Consider the following 16,340-nt stretch of genomic DNA (forward strand, 5'->3'; position numbering starts at 1 on the left):
TTCACTCCCTTAATCCTACCGATGAAAAAAAGCAGCTTTTGGCGAAGCCCATCAGCTGCTTGTTCGCATTTTTCAATTAGTGTATCAAAATTAGAACGGTTTTACCACTATTCCTTCTTCGGAACTTGCTTTATTTTATCAACTGGATGAACAATACTCGGACGCCATCTAACACTAGGCACTGTCGTTCGAACCATAATTTGATAAAGAGCTGGTGGATCGAATGGTAAAAATGGCCAGAGATAAGGTTTATCAAGGGGTTTTAGTTGCACAAGTGACATAAAGAGAAGGAATAGCGAGAGAACAAAGCCAATTGGACCAAAGAAGGCCACCGCTAGAATTAATCCATACCGTGTAATCCGTAATGCCACTCCTAATTCGTAACTTGGTGTTGCAAACATTCCAATTGCACCAAGCGCTACATAGAGGATTACTTCAGCTGTAAAATAACCTACCTCAATTGCCATATCACCAATCAATAAAGCCGCAACTAAACCGAGCGCTGTTGCAAGCGGGGAAGGTGTATGAATAGCTGCCATTCTTAATAACTCTATCCCAGCCTCAGCAAAAATGATCTGAAGAGCAATTGGAATATTTTTATTTTCATTAACACCTACAAAGTCAAGTGCTGGTGGAAGTAATTCTTGATGCGTAGCAAGCAACAGCCAAAATGGCACAATTAATAGCGAAAAGATAATTCCAACAAAACGCATCCAACGTAAAAATGTTCCTACTGCTGCTGCTTGCCGGTATTCTTCGGCGTGTTGAATATGATGAAACAACGTTGTTGGTGTGATAACGACAGAAGGAGATGTATCGATAATAATCACAATGTGACCTTCAAAAATATGAGTTGCTGCTACATCGGGGCGCTCTGTATAACGTACAAGGGGGTATGGGTTCATTCCTTGTTTAACGATATACTCTTCCACAACCTTATCCGCCATTGTTAAACCATCAATCTCAATGGCTTTCAGTTCCTTTTTAATAATGTCGACTAATTCTGGGTCCGCGATGCCTTCAATATAACAGACACATACATCCGTTTTTGAACGAACACCAACTTGCATGATCTCTTGACGTAATCGTTCATCCCTAATTCTCCGCCTCGTCAAACCTGTATTAAAGATGATATTTTCTGTATACCCATCTCTTGCTCCACGCACAACTCGTTCGGTATCAGGCTCTTCCGGACCTCTCCCAGGATAAGAACGGACGTCTGCAATCAGTACTTTTGCTTCTCCATCTACAAGAACAAAAATTAATCCAGATAGGACTTGTGTTATCGCATGATCCATTGAATCTGTTTCTTCAACTTGGATATGTGCTAAGTGATTTTTAACAGCGAGATATGGATCTTCAGCACGCCTTAGACGGCTTTCTGTTTCCATTAATTCACGCAAAATCTCAATGATATATAAATTATCTACTAACCCAGTTAAGTAATAAATACCGACATCTTTATTAAAGATGTTGAGCTTCCGTACTCCCACGTCAAATGATTTATCTAGACCGAGGCGCTCGTAGAGGATCGCTTCATTCTCACTAAAACTTTTACTAAATGTCTTCGTTTTCGAAGGATCTTTCAAGATAACCGCTCCTTTCCAGAATATACTCTAGTGCTTTCCGAGTAACAGGGGCTCCTCTTTTCACATCATCAAACCGAGCCATTTTTCCGATGTCACCGACTCCTACAACACATGGTAGATTAAGTTGATCAAGTACCGATACGGTATCACCGTTAATGCGCCCAATTTCTAAATCTGGCAAACCTTCTTTATCAACTCCGTAAGCCGTTCGCTGTCCAAATCGATCAATCGATACATCCACATGTGTCCATTCTTTCGCATGGGTTTGTGATGCTACTGCAACCGCGCCAATCACTTCAATTTCAGGGTGGTTTGCTAAGTAGCGCATTGCATTTTCTCCTGGTCCATAGTCTCTCATTCCACAATCATCAAACATAACAAGGATCGGCACATCAGGAGCCACCAATATAAAACGAACTAATTCTTCTGCATTGATTGTAGTTGGGTTTCCATATGATGCCCCAATGACTCGACAATTAAGCTCACCCGCCAAACGCTCCAGTACTTTCTTAGCCGCTAAGTCCCCATCTGTTATGAAAATCACTTTTCGCATTAGACAGCCCCCTTTGGTTTGAAAACAAGGGCAACCGCAACACTAAAAAGAATGGAAAACACTAAAGTTGTAGAAGCGATTTCAAATACACCGTCGGTGATAAAAAATAGTCCTTGTGCACCGCCCTCCATAGCACCGTGGACGAGCGAGTATCCAAGACCCGTTAATGGAACTGTTGCACCTGCACCCGCAAAGGCAATAAGACGTTCATACAATCCAAATCCATCCAAAATAATGCCACTTAAAACCATTACGACTAACATATAAATGGATGGGAGTTTCACAATATCTAATAAAAACTGTCCAAATAAGCAAATGAAGCCGCCAATTAAAAATGCCCATAAATATTCCATTAGCTGAAGTCCCGCCTTTCAAATGCTATTGCATGTGCAATTGCCGGGATAGATTGTTTTTGATTAACCGTAATCGAACTAAGTAGTGCACCAGTCGCGATGACCAAAACACGATTTAATTCTCCCGCAATTATTTGGTTAAAAACATGACCAAAAACAACTGAAGCTGAGCAACCAGCTCCACTCCCACCTGCGAAAGCTTTTTGCTCCGTTCCATAAATCATGACTCCACAATCTTCATATCCCTTACTTAAATAATGACCATGCTCTCTTAATAATTTGCGATAAATTTCACTCCCTGTTTTCGACAAATCGCCAGTTAAAATAAGGTCATAATCTGAAACATGTTTATTTGTTTTACTCAAATGAGCAACTGTTGTTTCTGCAGCGGCGGGAGCCATTGCCGCACCTAATTGATTTGCATCTAATAACCCGAAATCAATTACCCTACCAATTGTTGCTTCAGTAACTTGAATTTGAGACCTCTTCTTGCTCAATAGTACTGACCCCGCGCCTGTGACAGTCAATTGGGCACTTTCACTTTTTTGGACTGCAAATTCAGTTGGAAAACGAAACTGCTTCTCGCACACGCCATAATGGCTACTTGCAGCAGTTAATACGTGATCTGCTAAAAGACCGTTAATCCAAATGCTTCCTAGAATTAATGCTTCTATCGAAGTTGCGCAAGCGGAATACGTTCCTATGTATGGCAATTGCAAATCTCTAGCTACATAACTTGAAACAGTTGTTTGGTTATTTAAATCACCGGCAATAAATAAATCAATTGTGTCAATTGATTTATGCCTTTTCTTTAAACATTGATTTATAGCCGTCTTCATTAATGCCCGTTCTGCTAATTCCCAACTTTTCTCTCCACACCATAAATCGTCATATACATAATCAAACGAACCTTTTAACGGTCCAGCTCCTTCTTTAGGTCCAACCGCCGTTCCACTTGATTGAATATAAACGGGTTTTGAGAAAACCATTGTGCGATGGGTGAAACCCATGCTAATCTCCCCTTTTCATTGAAGCAACATTTGAATGAGTAACCGCGAAAAACTAACGATATATGCTGCTGCTACGCCTACCATTAAAATTGGTCCGACAAGACGGAATAAATTGACGCCGATTCCAGATAGTAACCCTTCTGACTGATGTTCCAATGCCGTCGAAGTCATTGCGTTAGCGAAACCACTAATTGGTACAATTAAACCAGCACCAAATAATTGTGCCCCTTTTTTAAACACGCCTATTCCTGTTGATAGTGCTGTTAAGCCAATTAAGGTAACGAGCATATAGCTCGTAGCTGTTTGGTCCGTCAAACGAAAAAAGATATGATAGATATTAAAAATTATTTGACCAATTAAACAGATTGCCCCACCAGAAAAAAAGGCAAGAAGTCCGTGTTTTATGAATCTCTTCTTAGGTTGAAACAGTAAGATATTCTCTTTATATTCCTCTGGCTTCATTTCTTTTACCATGTAAAACCTCCACACTTTAATCTCTTGTTGTAGTATGCAACATTAGATTTTGTTCATTCGTCCAACGACAAAAAAGAACTCATTCTTGCAAAAAGAGTTCTTTTAAGACTTTATCTGCTCAATTACTCGATAAAAATTTTTTAACTATTAGTATAACTTCATGTTGACAGGTCTTTTTGCCCAAGCCTATAATATGTATACATCCTTCGTTTTGACTCCTCAGGTGGTATACCCACTTACCACGATATTTCATTACATCTGTATTCCACCTGTATTGCAAAGCAAGAACCTCCGCACCACATAATCTTCGTTTTCATTCCTCGACAAAGAAGCAAGCTCTTCTCTGTCCCCTAGAGATGAGCTTGCTTTTTATGTTATGGCGCATCCGACATCGTTTCTTTCATCTGCTCTAGAATTTTTTTCTCAAGCCGCGACACTTGCACTTGAGAAATACCTAAACGTTCAGCCACTTCTGATTGGGTTTGATCCTTGTAATACCTAAGGTAGACAATTAAACGTTCACGTTCTTCCAAATCCCTAATTGCTTCTTTTAACGCTATTTTATCAAACCATTTCACTTGTGTATGATCTGCAATTTGATCCAATAATGTAATGGGATCACCATCGTTTTCATACACCGTCTCATGAATAGAAGACAAACTCCGATTTGCGTCACCAGCAAAGACAACTTCTTCAGGCGTCACACCTAAATGTTCAGCGATCTCATTCACAGTTGGTGTTCTTCGCAATTCTTTTGTTAATTCGTCTTTTGATTTGCGAATTTTGTTACTTAATTCTTTAATTGAGCGACTAACTTTCACAGTACCGTCATCCCGTAGAAAGCGTTGGATCTCACCAATAATCATTGGAACGGCATAGGTTGAAAACTTCACATCATAAGACAAATCAAATTTATCAACAGACTTAATTAACCCAATGCATCCAATTTGAAATAAATCATCAGCTTCATAACCACGATTCATAAAACGTTGAACGACTGACCATACAAGCCGAGTATTTTTGTTGACAATTAAATCTCTTGCTTCAGTGTCACCGTTTTGACTCTCAGCAATTAAACGCTTCACTTCATTATCTGACAATGTTTTTTTATTGGTCTTTTTCACCTCTGCGCTCATTATATAAGACCCCTTATCTGCACACAGCCTTTGTTGATGCTAGCTGCTTTTTTAAGTACACGGTTGTCCCAATTAATGGCTCAGAGACTACTTTCATGTCATGACAAAAGTTCTCCATTATTGTAAACCCCATTCCAGATCGTTCTAATTCTGGTTTCGAGGTGAATAACGGTTGTTTTGCTTCATCTAAATCCGCTATGCCGACACCTTCATCCCGGATAATTAATTCTATTTCATTTTCAAAAAGTTGAGCAGAAATATAGACTTGTCCAGTTGGATCATTTTCATATCCGTGAATGATAGAGTTTGTCACTGCTTCAGATACAACCGTTTTGATTTCTGTAAGTTCATCCATTGTTGGATCCAATTGTGCTAAGAACGCTCCTACGGTAATCCGGGCAAATGATTCGTTTTCACTTTTAGCCAAAAATGACAGTTCCATTTTATTTGTCATTGGTTATGCCACCCCCAGCTTTTGCAAAGCAAATCCTTCATTTTCTTCAAAGCGAATAATCTTAAACATCCCTGACATTTCAAATAATCTTTCGATTACAGGGGATATGGCGCAAACCACCATCTCACCATTATTTGCCTTAATCTGCTTATAGCGGCCCAATATAACGCCTAAACCAGAGCTATCCATAAACGATAACTTTGCTAAGTTCAATACAATGTGTTGAACTTCTCCTAATCGAGCCTCAATCTTGCTTCTTAATTCTTTTGCCGCATGATGGTCAAGCTCACCGTCTAAGCGGATTAGTAATACATGTCCATGTTGTTCTAAATCAATTTGCAAACTCACGATCGCACCTCCGTCAATTTTTCTAATGCTTAGATTCGATGCATGGAAGATAGAATCCTTGCTACTGACAAAACTAGTGCATTAAATTGCAAATCTCTATAATTCAGCTACTTTCCAGCAAATGTTGACAATGTCCGTTTAAATAGTTCCCACCACGAAGCACTCTCAACAGACTCAGCCGCCGTGAGATCTGTTTTTAAAAGTGTCTCGCCCTCTTTTTCAATACTCAATTGACCGATAACATCGCCTTTTTCAATCGGTGCATGCAAATGATCAACAAGTGTTACGTTTGTCATCGCTTCATCGATTTTTTCACCTTTTTTATGCAAAATTGACACTTGTTCTGGAGTAATTGCTTGTACCGTCTTATCTTGTCCTTTTGTTACTTTTGCCTCTCCCAAAACATCCCCCCTTGAATAGAGGTGCTTTGTCGAGTATTGGCTAAATGAATAATCTAACATTGCTGTAATATCTGCATTGCGGTTTTTAGGTGTAGGCTCTCCCATAACAACTGCAATGACGCGCATTCCATCTTTTTCTGCAGTCGCTGTTAACCCATATTTAGCCTCTTGTGTAAAACCAGTTTTTAAGCCATCCACACCAGGATAAAAGCGAACAAGTTTATTTGTATTTACTAGCCAGAATTCTTTATCCGTTCCTTTCCTTAAATAATCTTCGTAGATACCCGTGTAAGAAGTGATATTTTCATGTTTCAGAAGTTCTTTAGCGATAATCGCTAAGTCTTGAGCTGATGAATAATGATCAGCTACTGGTAAACCATTTGTATTTTTAAAAGACGTGTGTTCTAACCCTAATTCAGCTGCTTTTCCATTCATTTTTTTAACAAATTCAGCCTCTGTACCACCAATGTGCTCTGCCATTGCTACAGCCGCGTCGTTTCCAGATGCAACAGCTATTGCTTTGAGCATATCATCAACACTCATTTTTTCTCCTGGTTCTAAAAATACTTGCGAACCACCCATTGATGCTGCATTCTCGCTTACTGTCACCATATCTTCGTATTTAAGTTCTCCATCTTCAATAGCTTCCATGATTAATAACATCGTCATGATCTTAGTCATACTTGCTGGAGGCAATGGTTTATCACTATCTTTTTCAAATAGAACCTCTCCAGTGTCTCTTTCAATCACAATTGCTGATGTTGCATTTTCTGCTAAATCTAAGTTTTGTTTTTCTGCTGCGGTCGCAACTCCGTTAACGTTGTTACCCATAACGAATACAAACATGGCTACAATCATTACAAACAATCTTTTCATCTTTCTTACCTCCACTGATCCCATGATCTAAAAACTATCCGCTATTCTTTCCATTTACTAGACGCACTATACGTTCGACATAATAAAAAAGCACAGCTTGTGTGCGACTAATTTAACCCTTTTATCTTAAGCAAATCTGGGACTGTTAGAAATTGGTAGCCTCTTTTTTTCAACTCTTTAATTTCATCTGGCAATTGCATTAATAATTCATTACTTTGTTCAATTCCATCATGATGCAATATGATGTCTCCCGGTTTAATTTCTGAGACGACATGTTTCGCAGTTAATTGGTATTCTGAAAGTCCGTCCATTGCATCTAAACTCCAACCAATAATATGATAGCCTTCATTATGAAGAACTTGAACGACCTGCTCGTTCAATAAATGATAAGGAACACGTACCATTTTGGTTTTTCTACCAATGGTATTCGCAATTTTCTTTTCCGTTTGATCCAGCTCCTGTAAAATTTCGTCTGTCGTCAAAGAAGTTAAATCAAGATGATGAAATGTATGATTACCGACCATATGTCCTTCAGCGACTATCCGCTTAAGTATCGTTTCATTGTTTTCTATTTTCGAGCCGATGACAAAGAAGGTTGCTTTCACATTCATTTCTTTAAGTAGATCAAGTATTGCATTCGTATGTAATTTATCTGGACCATCATTGAATGATAAAGCAATATTACGCTCTTCTGTTTCTGCTTTTGAATAAATCGAATGTATGCTTTTAGAATCTAAGCTCTCTAAATTGCTTTCAGCTTTCTTTGGCATGGATGATTCAGGCGTATACGTTTGGTTATGAAAATCCTGACTACTGAAATGTTGGGCTGGAGCCTTCCGATGCAAAGCATTACTGTACTCTGGATACGTGTAAGAGCAACTTGATGCGAACACACATATTGTACAAACCGTCATGATGTTTTTCGCACTAATCTTCATAAGGATCCTCTCTTTTCCATTAGTTGGTATAGTTTGGCGCTAGACAGGACTTTTATGCAAAAAAAACAGACCCTTTTGACTGGGTCTGTTTAACCTAATTAGAACGTTTTAATTTCCTGCTTTTCATTCGTTTCATCAAAAATAATTAATCTGCTTGGTTTATTTGCTTCTGCGAAACGAATTCCTGCTTCTACTGCAGTTGTTTGTTTGTCAAACTCTTCGTAAGGAGCGACATCCTCAATTTTCAAAAACCAAGTTGTTGCATCTTTATTTGGTACTACTGAATATTCCTTCATGTAAAAACTCTCTCCTTTATCTGTTCTACTACTTATTTACCCTGTTCGTTTTAAGTGTAAACTTGAATAGATAAAAGACCACAAAAACCATTTAATCGCTTTAATCCGAATCAAGTTCAGGTTTTTTATTTCTCTTGATAAAAAAAGATAGAATCAAGCTAAGAAAAGCAACTACCGCGGCCACAATAAACGCATTGTTAACTCCTTCAATCATTGCTTCATTTTCTTGGGTCTCAGCCGATGCAGTCATAATAGAGACAAGTATCGCTGTTCCAATTGAACCCGACACTTGACGCATCGTATTGTTCATGGCAGTTCCATGAGGAATTAAATGACGTGGAAGGACATTTATTCCCGCAGTCGTAACAGGCATCATCACTAATGATAACCCAAACATCCGTACAGCATATACAATCGTTAAGTAAAGAAGACTTGTTTCTTCAGATAAATTGGTGTACAGCAATGATGTGATAAAAATTAATGATAACCCAGTAATCGCCAGACTTCGCGCTCCTATTCGATCAAAAATTCTTCCTGTAATTGGGGACATAATCCCCATTAAAACGGCCCCTGGCAATATTGTTAACCCAGTTTCAAAAGCTGTATACCCTTGCATGTTTTGCATAAAGATAGGCAAAAGTGTTGCCGGCCCTACTAAAGATATAAAAACGAGCATGCCAATTGCCGTTGTTAGACTAAACACTGGGTACGTAAACACTCGGAATTCAAGTACTGGTTGTGGTAATTTCAACTGTCGGTTAATAAATAAAACCAACGTAATAATACCAACAATTAAAGGTAAGTAAACAGTCGGATTTCCCCAACTTGCCTGTCCCGCATTAGAAAATGCAAATAAGAGTCCTCCAAATCCTAATGTCGATAATATGATTGAAAAAATATCTAATTTCGGATGACGGATGGTCGTTACATTTTTCATGATAAAAATGGCTGCGATAATATCAATAATGACTATCGGTAAAATAATCCAAAAGAGAATAGTCCAATGGTAGGATTCGACCAACCATCCGGATAACGTTGGACCAATTGCTGGCGCAAAGGAAATAACTAGACCAACCATCCCCATTGCCGTTCCTCTTTTTTCTTTTGGAAAGATTAACAGAAAGACTGTTTGCATGAGGGGCATCATAATTCCAGCACCAGCAGCTTGTATGATTCTTCCTACTAGCAGTATGCTAAATGAAGGCGAGACTGCACACAAGAGCGTCCCTATACCAAACAGCATCATAGCAGTTAGAAATAAAGATCGAGTTGTAAATTTTTCAATTAAAAAAGCCGTTATTGGAATCATAATTCCGTTAACTAGCATAAAAATAGTTGTAACCCATTGGGCCGCATTTTCATTTATTTGTAAGTCTACCATCAAATGTGGTAGAGCTGTCGTCAATAACGTTTGGTTTAAAATTGCTACAAAAGCACCTATTAATAAAACGGCTATAAGTGGTTTTTTATTTAACTGAGAAAAATCCTCTTCGGCCTCATTCATTCAAAAACCTTCTTTTTTTTCAACTTGTTTAAGTTATTTAATTATATCGATCCGCTTTCTTGTTTGTCAAAATCTTTGTTTCGCCTCACGAAAAAGCTTGCACCTAATAGGCGCAAGCTTAATATTAAATGGCTGACTCATTAACTTCTTTTACAATTTCATGTGACTTCATCTTGGCAAGATTCTTTTTCACAATTAATACATCACTAACAGTAAGTTGTTTTGCAAACTCTGATGTTTGATCAGGGGAACCTACCACGTGAATCGTTTCCCAGTGTCTATTTTTGGCTTCTTTTTCAATCTTTTTGGCGATTTTCTTATACCATCTCTGTTGATTGGCATCAAAGCGTTCTGAATATTGTTCGCGGTGCAATGCCGCACCTGTTTCTGCCTGAGGTCTTGCACCAATGTATTCCTTCCAATCTTCTTGCTCAATATCCCATGAGTAGTGCTTCTCCTCTACCACTTCACCTAAGCTAGTTTCAACAGAATGTACATCTGTTTTTTTGATCATTACAATGCCTGATAATGGGTATTTTTCCTCCAAGCTTTCTAATTGATCAACAACAGGATGCCGTTCCCAGCGGAAATCATTTTCTACCGGTACTTGTAGTTTGCGTAAATGAAAATCACCATTTGAAGATCCAATAAAAACGATACTGTTAGGTAATTGAGTTGAGAGTTCCAAAATATGATTTTCAGCTTCTTTTTTTACTTTCTTAAAAGCTTTTAACTCAGGTTGGTTGTCACTAGCTTCGATATACTCTTCCAACTTCTTTAATCCATTTTTTAAACGGATTTTCCATTCGCCTTTTTGTTGATCAGCGCTTGATAAAGAGGTACGTAAGTAAATGGATAGACAGCCTTCTTCACAATGAATTTGCTTAAAATGCTTGATGTCTTTTGCTAGTGACAATGGTCACCCTCCTCTTATTTTGCTTTTGCAGTAAGTTTAACTTGGATATTCCCTCTAGTTGCTTTTGAATATGGGCAAAATTCGTGGGCTTTCTCAACAAGCTCCTGCGCTTCTTCCTCTGAAACTCCCTTTACTTCTACTTCAAGCTCTGCACCAATTTGGAACCCACCATCAGAGTCATCTTTCACTAATGATATATGAGCCGTTGTTGTTGATTCAATTTCTTTTTTAGCATTTGAGGCCATTAAATTTAGTGCTCCGTCAAAGCAAGATGCATAACCAGCTGCAAACAACTGTTCTGGATTCGTTCCTTTGTCTTTTGAACCTGGTTTTACTAGATCAAAATCAAGATTAGAATCATCTGATTTAACATGTCCTTCACGTCCACCTTGTGCGGTAGCTGTTGATGTGTATACGATATCTGCCATGAATAACACTCCTTCTGTCAATCTGCTTTCATAGGTTGTATACACCTTTGTCCATTAAACTAAACCTTTTTTCGACGTTTTATTTTTTTTATTAAAGGTATACTACTCGTACGACAATTATGAAGGGTGATTTAAAATGACAAATCAAAATGAACTTAAACAACAAATCTTATCGGTAATGGATGATCACAAAGTTGGCTCATTAGCAACAATAAAGAACAACAAGCCTCATTCTAGGTACATGACTTTTTTTCATGATGAATTCACTTTATACACACCAACAAATCACGAAACATACAAGGCGCGTGAAATTGAAGAAAATCCAAATATCCATGTATTATTAGGCTATAATGGAGAAGGATTTGGTGACTCATTTATTGAATTCCAAGGAAAAGCTAAAATTCGAGATGATCAACAATTAAAAGAACAATTTTGGAACGATTCGCTATCTCATTATTTTGATGGCCCTGAAGATGATTCGTTTGTTCTCTTAGAATTAAAGCCCACCACCATTCGTCTAATGAATAAGGGATCAAATACACCCGAAGAAATAACGTTTGATTGAGTTTATTCAAAAAACAGAGAATTATACACACGTTCTTTTCATTTTTATAAATATGTTCTTGCACAAAAATAAAAACAAGTCCTCCCGAATTCGGGAGGACTTGTTTTTATTTTGTACTTATTCTGCGTGAATTTCTTTATAAATAAGAGTTGGTTTTTCTGTTTCCTCATAAACAATTGTATAAGAATCGAGAACAATCTTCTCTACTTCTTTTACATCACTTTTGGAGGCGTGTAATGTAACAAGTGTATCTCCTTTTTCCACATAGTCACCAATTTTCTTTTCCAAAATAAGACCTACTGCCAAATCGATTTCGTCCTCTTTGGTAGCCCTTCCCGCACCTAATTGCATGGCAGCCACACCAATTTTATCAGCCGTTATTTCTTTGACAAACCCTTCTGTCTCTGCTTTTACGGCGATATGATAATTAGCTTGTGGGTATAGCGTTTCATCGTCAACGATCGCATCATTGCCACCTTGTGCTCTTATAAACATTTTTAATACATGAATGGCTTCACCACTTGCGATTACTTGCTCAAGTTTCTGCCTTGCTGCAGCTACTGATTCCGCTTTCTTCGCTAAATAAACCATATGACTCCCAAGAACCAAGCATAGTTCACGAACATCTTCAGGTCCTTTCCCTTTTAAGACATCAACGGCTTCTTTAATCTCTAGCGCATTTCCTACAGCTTTACCTAGTGGCTGGTTCATATCAGAAATCACCGCCATGGTTTTACGGCCTACTTTTGTGCCGATTTCAACCATTGCATTGGCGAGTTCTACGGAGTCTTCTAATGATTTCATAAAAGCCCCAGAGCCTGTTTTTACATCTAAAACAATTGCATCTGCACCTGAAGCAATTTTTTTGCTCATAATTGAGCTCGCAATTAAAGCCGTTGAGTTTACAGTCCCTGTCACATCACGAAGACTGTATAGTTTCTTATCAGCAGGTGTTAAGTTCCCTGTTTGCCCAGCAACTGCTATTTTATTTTCATTTACAAGCTTTATGAATTTTGAAGTGTCCATTTCTGAAGAAAACCCAGGAATCGCTTCCAACTTATCAATTGTTCCACCTGTATGACCTAGTCCTCTTCCAGACATCTTAGCAACTGGTACATCTACTGCCGCCACTAGTGGAGCAAGAGCAATTGTCGTCTTATCTCCTACGCCCCCCGTCGAATGTTTATCTGCCTTAATTCCATGGATGGATGACAAATCAATCATATCTCCAGATTCAGCCATTGACATCGTTAATTCTGCTCGTTCAGTCTGATTCATGTCTTGAAAATAAATTGCCATTGCAAGGGCAGATGCTTGATAATCAGGTATCTCTCCCTTTGTATATCCCTCAACAAACCATTTTATTTCAGCTTGTGTTAATGCTTGTCCATCTCGTTTTTTTTCTATTATATCGACCATTCTCATCTTTTAAATTCCCCTCCATGTACTTTTTTTCTACAAATGAATATAAAGGACTTAAAAAACTTATTTGCTTTGACGTTTTAATTCTGCTAAAAAGCTTATTCCATGTTCCGGCATGTTAACATCAAAGTTATCTGCAATAGTCGCACCTATATCCGCAAACGTCATTCGTTTTCCTAAAGATACCGGTTCTAGACTTTCTCCATAAACTAACAAAGGCACCAATTCTCGTGTATGATCTGTCCCTTTGTGTGTTGGATCATTGCCATGATCAGCAGTTATAATGAGTAAGTCGTTCTCTTTAAGGTCTTTTATGACTGATTTTAACTGTTTATCAAACGTAATAATCGCATCGCCATAACCTTTTACATCGCGACGATGACCATATAATGCGTCAAAATCAACTAAATTCAAGAAGCATAAACCATTAAATGAACGATTTATTTGCTGTTGTAACTTATTCATGCCGTCATCATTAGATTCAGTACGTATTGCCTCTGTTACACCTTCTCCATCATAAATATCAGAGATTTTCCCTAAAGCAATAGAATCATACCCACCGTCTTCAAGCGCATTCATAACGGTTTGTCCAAATGGTTTTAACGCATAATCATGACGATTGGCGGTCCTCTTCCAGCCAGACGGTTTCCCTATGAATGGACGAGCAATTACTCTTCCTATCATATATTTAGGGTCCAAGGTTAGCTTTCTTGCCTTCTCACATATATCATACAGTTCATCGATGGGGACCACTTCTTCATGAGCAGCAATTTGTAAAACAGAATCTGCGGAGGTGTACACAATTAAATTACCTGTTTTAACATGTTCCTCCCCTAATTCATCTAAAATTTCTGTTCCTGATGCCACTTTATTTCCAATTATTCCACGACCAGTTAACTGCTTTAATTCATCAAGTAACTCGTCTGGAAAACCCTCTGGAAAAACACGGAATGGTTCTTTAATATGTAACCCCATCATTTCCCAATGACCTGTCATCGTGTCTTTTCCAACAGAAGCTTCTTGCATAATACCGTAACTAGCTAAAGGGGTTGGTACGTCAGCTATACCTTTTATTGGTGCAATTTTCCCTAGACCTAATTGTTCCAGTTGTGGCACTTGTAATCCGTTAAACGCTTTTGCAATCGAACCTAATGTATTCGTGCCCTCATCTCCAAACTCTTTGGCATCTGGAGCTGCACCAATACCAACAGAGTCCATTACGATTAGAAAAACACGATTAAATGATTTTGTCATTTCCCTTATTTCCTCCTTAATAATCCGGACGTTCAGTCAAACAAGGTTTTTCCAGTTAATCAAATGTAAGACTTATGCACGTGGATGATAGCGCGCATACACATCTTTCATCCTTGTTTTTGTCACATGTGTATAAATTTGTGTCGTTGAAATATCTGCATGTCCTAACATTTCTTGAACAGACCTTAAGTCAGCACCATTTTCAAGCAAATGAGTTGCAAAAGAATGCCTTAGTGTGTGCGGGCTAAACTCTTTTGTAATTGAGGCATCACGTGCTAACTGTTTTAACACTTTCCAAAAGCCTTGTCTTGTAAGAGGTCTTCCGTAATGATTTACAAACAAGTATTCGTGATGATTTTTTTTAGCTACCAATTTGGGTCTACCTTGATCAATGTAAGTAAGAAGTGCTTGAGTAGCTTGATTTCCTAGAGGTACAATTCTCTCTTTATTTCCTTTTCCGACCACCCTTACAAACCCCATTGATAAATGCATGTTGTCCTCTTTAAGAGAAACTAATTCAGTAACGCGCATTCCCGAGGCATACAAGAGTTCCATCATCGCCTTATTTCGCATTCCTAGTGGATTCGTGATAACTGGAGCATTTAGTAAAATGTCCACTTCTTGAATCGAAAGAAAGTTAGGTAGTTTTTTTTCAATTCGAGGTGACTCAATCAGTGTTGTTGGATCCTTTTCGGTCCACTTTTCTCGATACAGGAATTGATGGAACGAGCGAATCGATGTTAGCATACGTGCCATTGTGGCAGATGATTTCCCTGCTTGTTTCGCTGAATACAAATAATCTTGAACAAGCCTTTGATTAACATCATTAAAAGAAAAGACATTCCCTTGGGTTAAAAAAAGGGTATATTGCTTTAAATCTCTTGTATATGACTCAACCGTATTTGCAGACAACCCTTTCTCAACTTTTATAAAATGAATAAACTCACGAATGTCGTGATTCAACCCCATATGAACCCGACTCCTTTTTTATTATTCGCCACTCCAAAGAAAGAGCTCAAGCCGTTGTTCGATCGATATACTATTAAATTCACTATCCCCTGTTGATGCTTTAATTGCTCTTCCTTCCGGCTCATCATACTTTTGGTGCTGGCTAATTTCTTCGTTCACCCATAGGATACCATAATAAAAGAAGATCGTGCATCCAACAAACAGTAAGGCTGCTTTAATTGTTTGTGCCATCGTTCGAACCATTGTTTTTCCCCCAGACAAGTTGTTTTACTACTAATCTATGCCTGTTTTCACACATTCTATACACATAAAAAAGACCGCCCCTTACATTAGGCGGTCACACATTTTCTTTTATTAGATGTTCCAGCTCCGTTTCGTTTTCATTCGACTGCTCTTGACAACGATAACAGATGCCATGGAATGTTAAACGGTGATCTTTAATTTTAAAAGTGAAATCTCGTTCCACAATCGCTTCTACGTCCCCAAGTAAGTCATCTTGAATCTCATCAACTGCACCACACTCAATACATACTAGGTGATGATGAAAATGATTTGCACCTTCTTGACGCAAATCAAACCTGGAGACACCGTCTCCAAAATTAATTTTGTCGACTACTTTTAATTCAGTTAACAGTTCAAGCGTGCGGTACACAGTCGCTAAACCAATTTCAGGCGCTTTTTCTTTTACTAGGAGGTAAACATCCTCAGCACTTAAATGATCCTCTTCATGCTCTAATAATACGATAACTGTCGCTTCGCGCTGAGGCGTTAATTTATAACTTTGAGCATGTAGCTGTTTTTTAATTCGCTCTAATCGATTCTCCATAACGTCCTCCCTTATCCACAAGCGATCT

General features: G+C 38.3%; 20 protein-coding genes. 1 reads left to right on the plus strand and 19 read right to left on the minus strand.

Going from position 1 to position 16,340, the window contains the following annotated elements; all coding sequences use genetic code 11:
• Nucleotides 1-107 precede the first annotated feature (107 nt).
• The 14 genes from BK584_RS03260 to BK584_RS03325 all read right to left on the minus strand — a co-directional run bounded on the left by BK584_RS03260 (nt 108) and on the right by BK584_RS03325 (nt 11,276).
• The gene (locus BK584_RS03260; RefSeq protein WP_078391270.1) at nt 108-1,589 is read right to left on the minus strand and encodes a spore germination protein; all 1,482 of its coding nucleotides are present in this window, start codon (nt 1,587-1,589) and stop codon (nt 108-110) included.
• Entirely contained in the window at nt 1,558-2,142 is a 585-nt protein-coding gene (gene spoVAEA / locus BK584_RS03265) for a stage V sporulation protein SpoVABEA (protein ID WP_078391271.1), read from the minus strand. Before spoVAEA ends, BK584_RS03260 begins: the two co-directional genes overlap by 32 nt.
• The gene (gene spoVAE, locus BK584_RS03270) at nt 2,142-2,495 is read right to left on the minus strand and encodes a stage V sporulation protein AE (protein ID WP_078391272.1); all 354 of its coding nucleotides are present in this window, start codon (nt 2,493-2,495) and stop codon (nt 2,142-2,144) included. The genes spoVAEA and spoVAE overlap by 1 nt, the downstream gene beginning before the upstream one ends.
• Nucleotides 2,495-3,505, minus strand: coding sequence for a stage V sporulation protein AD (gene spoVAD, locus BK584_RS03275; protein WP_078391273.1), 1,011 nt, complete (start codon nt 3,503-3,505; stop codon nt 2,495-2,497). Before spoVAD ends, spoVAE begins: the two co-directional genes overlap by 1 nt.
• A gap of 15 nt (nt 3,506-3,520) precedes the next feature.
• Nucleotides 3,521-3,979, minus strand: coding sequence for a stage V sporulation protein AC (gene spoVAC, locus BK584_RS03280; RefSeq protein ID WP_078391274.1), 459 nt, complete (start codon nt 3,977-3,979; stop codon nt 3,521-3,523).
• A gap of 374 nt (nt 3,980-4,353) precedes the next feature.
• Nucleotides 4,354-5,115, minus strand: coding sequence for an RNA polymerase sporulation sigma factor SigF (gene sigF, locus BK584_RS03285; RefSeq protein WP_078391275.1), 762 nt, complete (start codon nt 5,113-5,115; stop codon nt 4,354-4,356).
• Nucleotides 5,116-5,128: 13 nt separating this feature from the next.
• The gene (gene spoIIAB / locus BK584_RS03290) at nt 5,129-5,569 is read right to left on the minus strand and encodes an anti-sigma F factor (protein WP_078391276.1); all 441 of its coding nucleotides are present in this window, start codon (nt 5,567-5,569) and stop codon (nt 5,129-5,131) included.
• A 3-nt stretch (nt 5,570-5,572) separates the two neighbouring features.
• Nucleotides 5,573-5,917 carry an anti-sigma F factor antagonist gene (gene spoIIAA / locus BK584_RS03295; RefSeq protein WP_078391277.1) on the minus strand — a complete coding sequence of 115 codons (345 nt, stop codon included), beginning with the start codon at nt 5,915-5,917 and terminating at the stop codon, nt 5,573-5,575.
• A gap of 107 nt (nt 5,918-6,024) precedes the next feature.
• Nucleotides 6,025-7,194 carry a D-alanyl-D-alanine carboxypeptidase family protein gene (locus BK584_RS03300; protein ID WP_078391278.1) on the minus strand — a complete coding sequence of 390 codons (1,170 nt, stop codon included), beginning with the start codon at nt 7,192-7,194 and terminating at the stop codon, nt 6,025-6,027.
• A 107-nt stretch (nt 7,195-7,301) separates the two neighbouring features.
• Nucleotides 7,302-8,132, minus strand: a complete 831-nt coding sequence (locus BK584_RS03305; RefSeq protein WP_078391279.1) for a polysaccharide deacetylase family protein — start codon at nt 8,130-8,132, stop codon at nt 7,302-7,304.
• A 98-nt stretch (nt 8,133-8,230) separates the two neighbouring features.
• Complete coding sequence (locus tag BK584_RS03310; protein ID WP_078391280.1) at nt 8,231-8,428, minus strand: DUF2188 domain-containing protein; 198 nt, start codon at nt 8,426-8,428, stop codon at nt 8,231-8,233.
• Nucleotides 8,429-8,528: 100 nt separating this feature from the next.
• Nucleotides 8,529-9,932 (minus strand): MDR family MFS transporter, encoded by a 1,404-nt coding sequence (locus tag BK584_RS03315; protein ID WP_078391281.1) that lies wholly within the window; start codon nt 9,930-9,932, stop codon nt 8,529-8,531.
• Between the two features lie 124 nt (nt 9,933-10,056).
• A complete protein-coding gene (locus BK584_RS03320) occupies nt 10,057-10,848 on the minus strand; it encodes a VLRF1 family aeRF1-type release factor (protein WP_169871038.1) in 792 nt (263 codons plus the stop codon).
• A 14-nt stretch (nt 10,849-10,862) separates the two neighbouring features.
• Entirely contained in the window at nt 10,863-11,276 is a 414-nt protein-coding gene (locus BK584_RS03325; protein ID WP_078391282.1) for an organic hydroperoxide resistance protein, read from the minus strand.
• 136 nt (nt 11,277-11,412) lie between these two features.
• On the opposite strand from BK584_RS03325, the gene BK584_RS03330 reads away from it, so the two are divergent.
• Entirely contained in the window at nt 11,413-11,841 is a 429-nt protein-coding gene (locus tag BK584_RS03330; RefSeq protein ID WP_078391283.1) for a pyridoxamine 5'-phosphate oxidase family protein, read from the plus strand.
• A gap of 117 nt (nt 11,842-11,958) precedes the next feature.
• Here BK584_RS03330 and BK584_RS03335 read toward each other — a convergent pair whose 3' ends face one another.
• From BK584_RS03335 to fur, 5 genes are all read right to left on the minus strand, one after another.
• Nucleotides 11,959-13,266 (minus strand): pyrimidine-nucleoside phosphorylase, encoded by a 1,308-nt coding sequence (locus BK584_RS03335; protein ID WP_078391284.1) that lies wholly within the window; start codon nt 13,264-13,266, stop codon nt 11,959-11,961.
• Between the two features lie 60 nt (nt 13,267-13,326).
• Nucleotides 13,327-14,517, minus strand: a complete 1,191-nt coding sequence (gene deoB, locus BK584_RS03340; RefSeq protein ID WP_078391285.1) for a phosphopentomutase — start codon at nt 14,515-14,517, stop codon at nt 13,327-13,329.
• Nucleotides 14,518-14,589: 72 nt separating this feature from the next.
• Nucleotides 14,590-15,480 (minus strand): site-specific tyrosine recombinase XerD, encoded by an 891-nt coding sequence (xerD, locus tag BK584_RS03345; protein ID WP_078395381.1) that lies wholly within the window; start codon nt 15,478-15,480, stop codon nt 14,590-14,592.
• Nucleotides 15,481-15,507: 27 nt separating this feature from the next.
• Nucleotides 15,508-15,729, minus strand: a complete 222-nt coding sequence (locus tag BK584_RS03350; protein WP_078391286.1) for a YqzK family protein — start codon at nt 15,727-15,729, stop codon at nt 15,508-15,510.
• 94 nt (nt 15,730-15,823) lie between these two features.
• A complete protein-coding gene (fur, locus tag BK584_RS03355; RefSeq protein ID WP_078391287.1) occupies nt 15,824-16,312 on the minus strand; it encodes a ferric iron uptake transcriptional regulator in 489 nt (162 codons plus the stop codon).
• Nucleotides 16,313-16,340: the final 28 nt, after the last annotated feature.

Origin of the sequence: Shouchella patagoniensis (assembly GCF_002019705.1) — a bacterium.
Lineage (GTDB): Bacteria > Bacillota > Bacilli > Bacillales > Bacillaceae_D > Shouchella > Shouchella patagoniensis.

Bases quoted from the DNA above. Each gene is read 5' to 3' on its own strand.
- BK584_RS03310 (WP_078391280.1), bottom strand. From the start codon at position 8,428: ATGAAGGAATATTCAGTAGTACCAAATAAAGATGCAACAACTTGGTTT.
- BK584_RS03315 (WP_078391281.1), bottom strand. From the start codon at position 9,932: ATGAATGAGGCCGAAGAGGATTTTTCTCAGTTAAATAAAAAACCACTT.
- deoB (WP_078391285.1), bottom strand. From the start codon at position 14,517: ATGACAAAATCATTTAATCGTGTTTTTCTAATCGTAATGGACTCTGTT.
- BK584_RS03305 (WP_078391279.1), bottom strand. From the start codon at position 8,132: ATGAAGATTAGTGCGAAAAACATCATGACGGTTTGTACAATATGTGTG.
- sigF (WP_078391275.1), bottom strand. From the start codon at position 5,115: ATGAGCGCAGAGGTGAAAAAGACCAATAAAAAAACATTGTCAGATAAT.
- spoVAE (WP_078391272.1), bottom strand. From the start codon at position 2,495: ATGGAATATTTATGGGCATTTTTAATTGGCGGCTTCATTTGCTTATTT.
- BK584_RS03330 (WP_078391283.1), top strand. From the start codon at position 11,413: ATGACAAATCAAAATGAACTTAAACAACAAATCTTATCGGTAATGGAT.
- spoVAD (WP_078391273.1), bottom strand. From the start codon at position 3,505: ATGGGTTTCACCCATCGCACAATGGTTTTCTCAAAACCCGTTTATATT.
- BK584_RS03335 (WP_078391284.1), bottom strand. From the start codon at position 13,266: ATGAGAATGGTCGATATAATAGAAAAAAAACGAGATGGACAAGCATTA.
- BK584_RS03350 (WP_078391286.1), bottom strand. From the start codon at position 15,729: ATGGTTCGAACGATGGCACAAACAATTAAAGCAGCCTTACTGTTTGTT.
- spoVAEA (WP_078391271.1), bottom strand. From the start codon at position 2,142: ATGCGAAAAGTGATTTTCATAACAGATGGGGACTTAGCGGCTAAGAAA.
- fur (WP_078391287.1), bottom strand. From the start codon at position 16,312: ATGGAGAATCGATTAGAGCGAATTAAAAAACAGCTACATGCTCAAAGT.
- spoVAC (WP_078391274.1), bottom strand. From the start codon at position 3,979: ATGGTAAAAGAAATGAAGCCAGAGGAATATAAAGAGAATATCTTACTG.
- BK584_RS03300 (WP_078391278.1), bottom strand. From the start codon at position 7,194: ATGAAAAGATTGTTTGTAATGATTGTAGCCATGTTTGTATTCGTTATG.
- BK584_RS03325 (WP_078391282.1), bottom strand. From the start codon at position 11,276: ATGGCAGATATCGTATACACATCAACAGCTACCGCACAAGGTGGACGT.
- spoIIAB (WP_078391276.1), bottom strand. From the start codon at position 5,569: ATGACAAATAAAATGGAACTGTCATTTTTGGCTAAAAGTGAAAACGAA.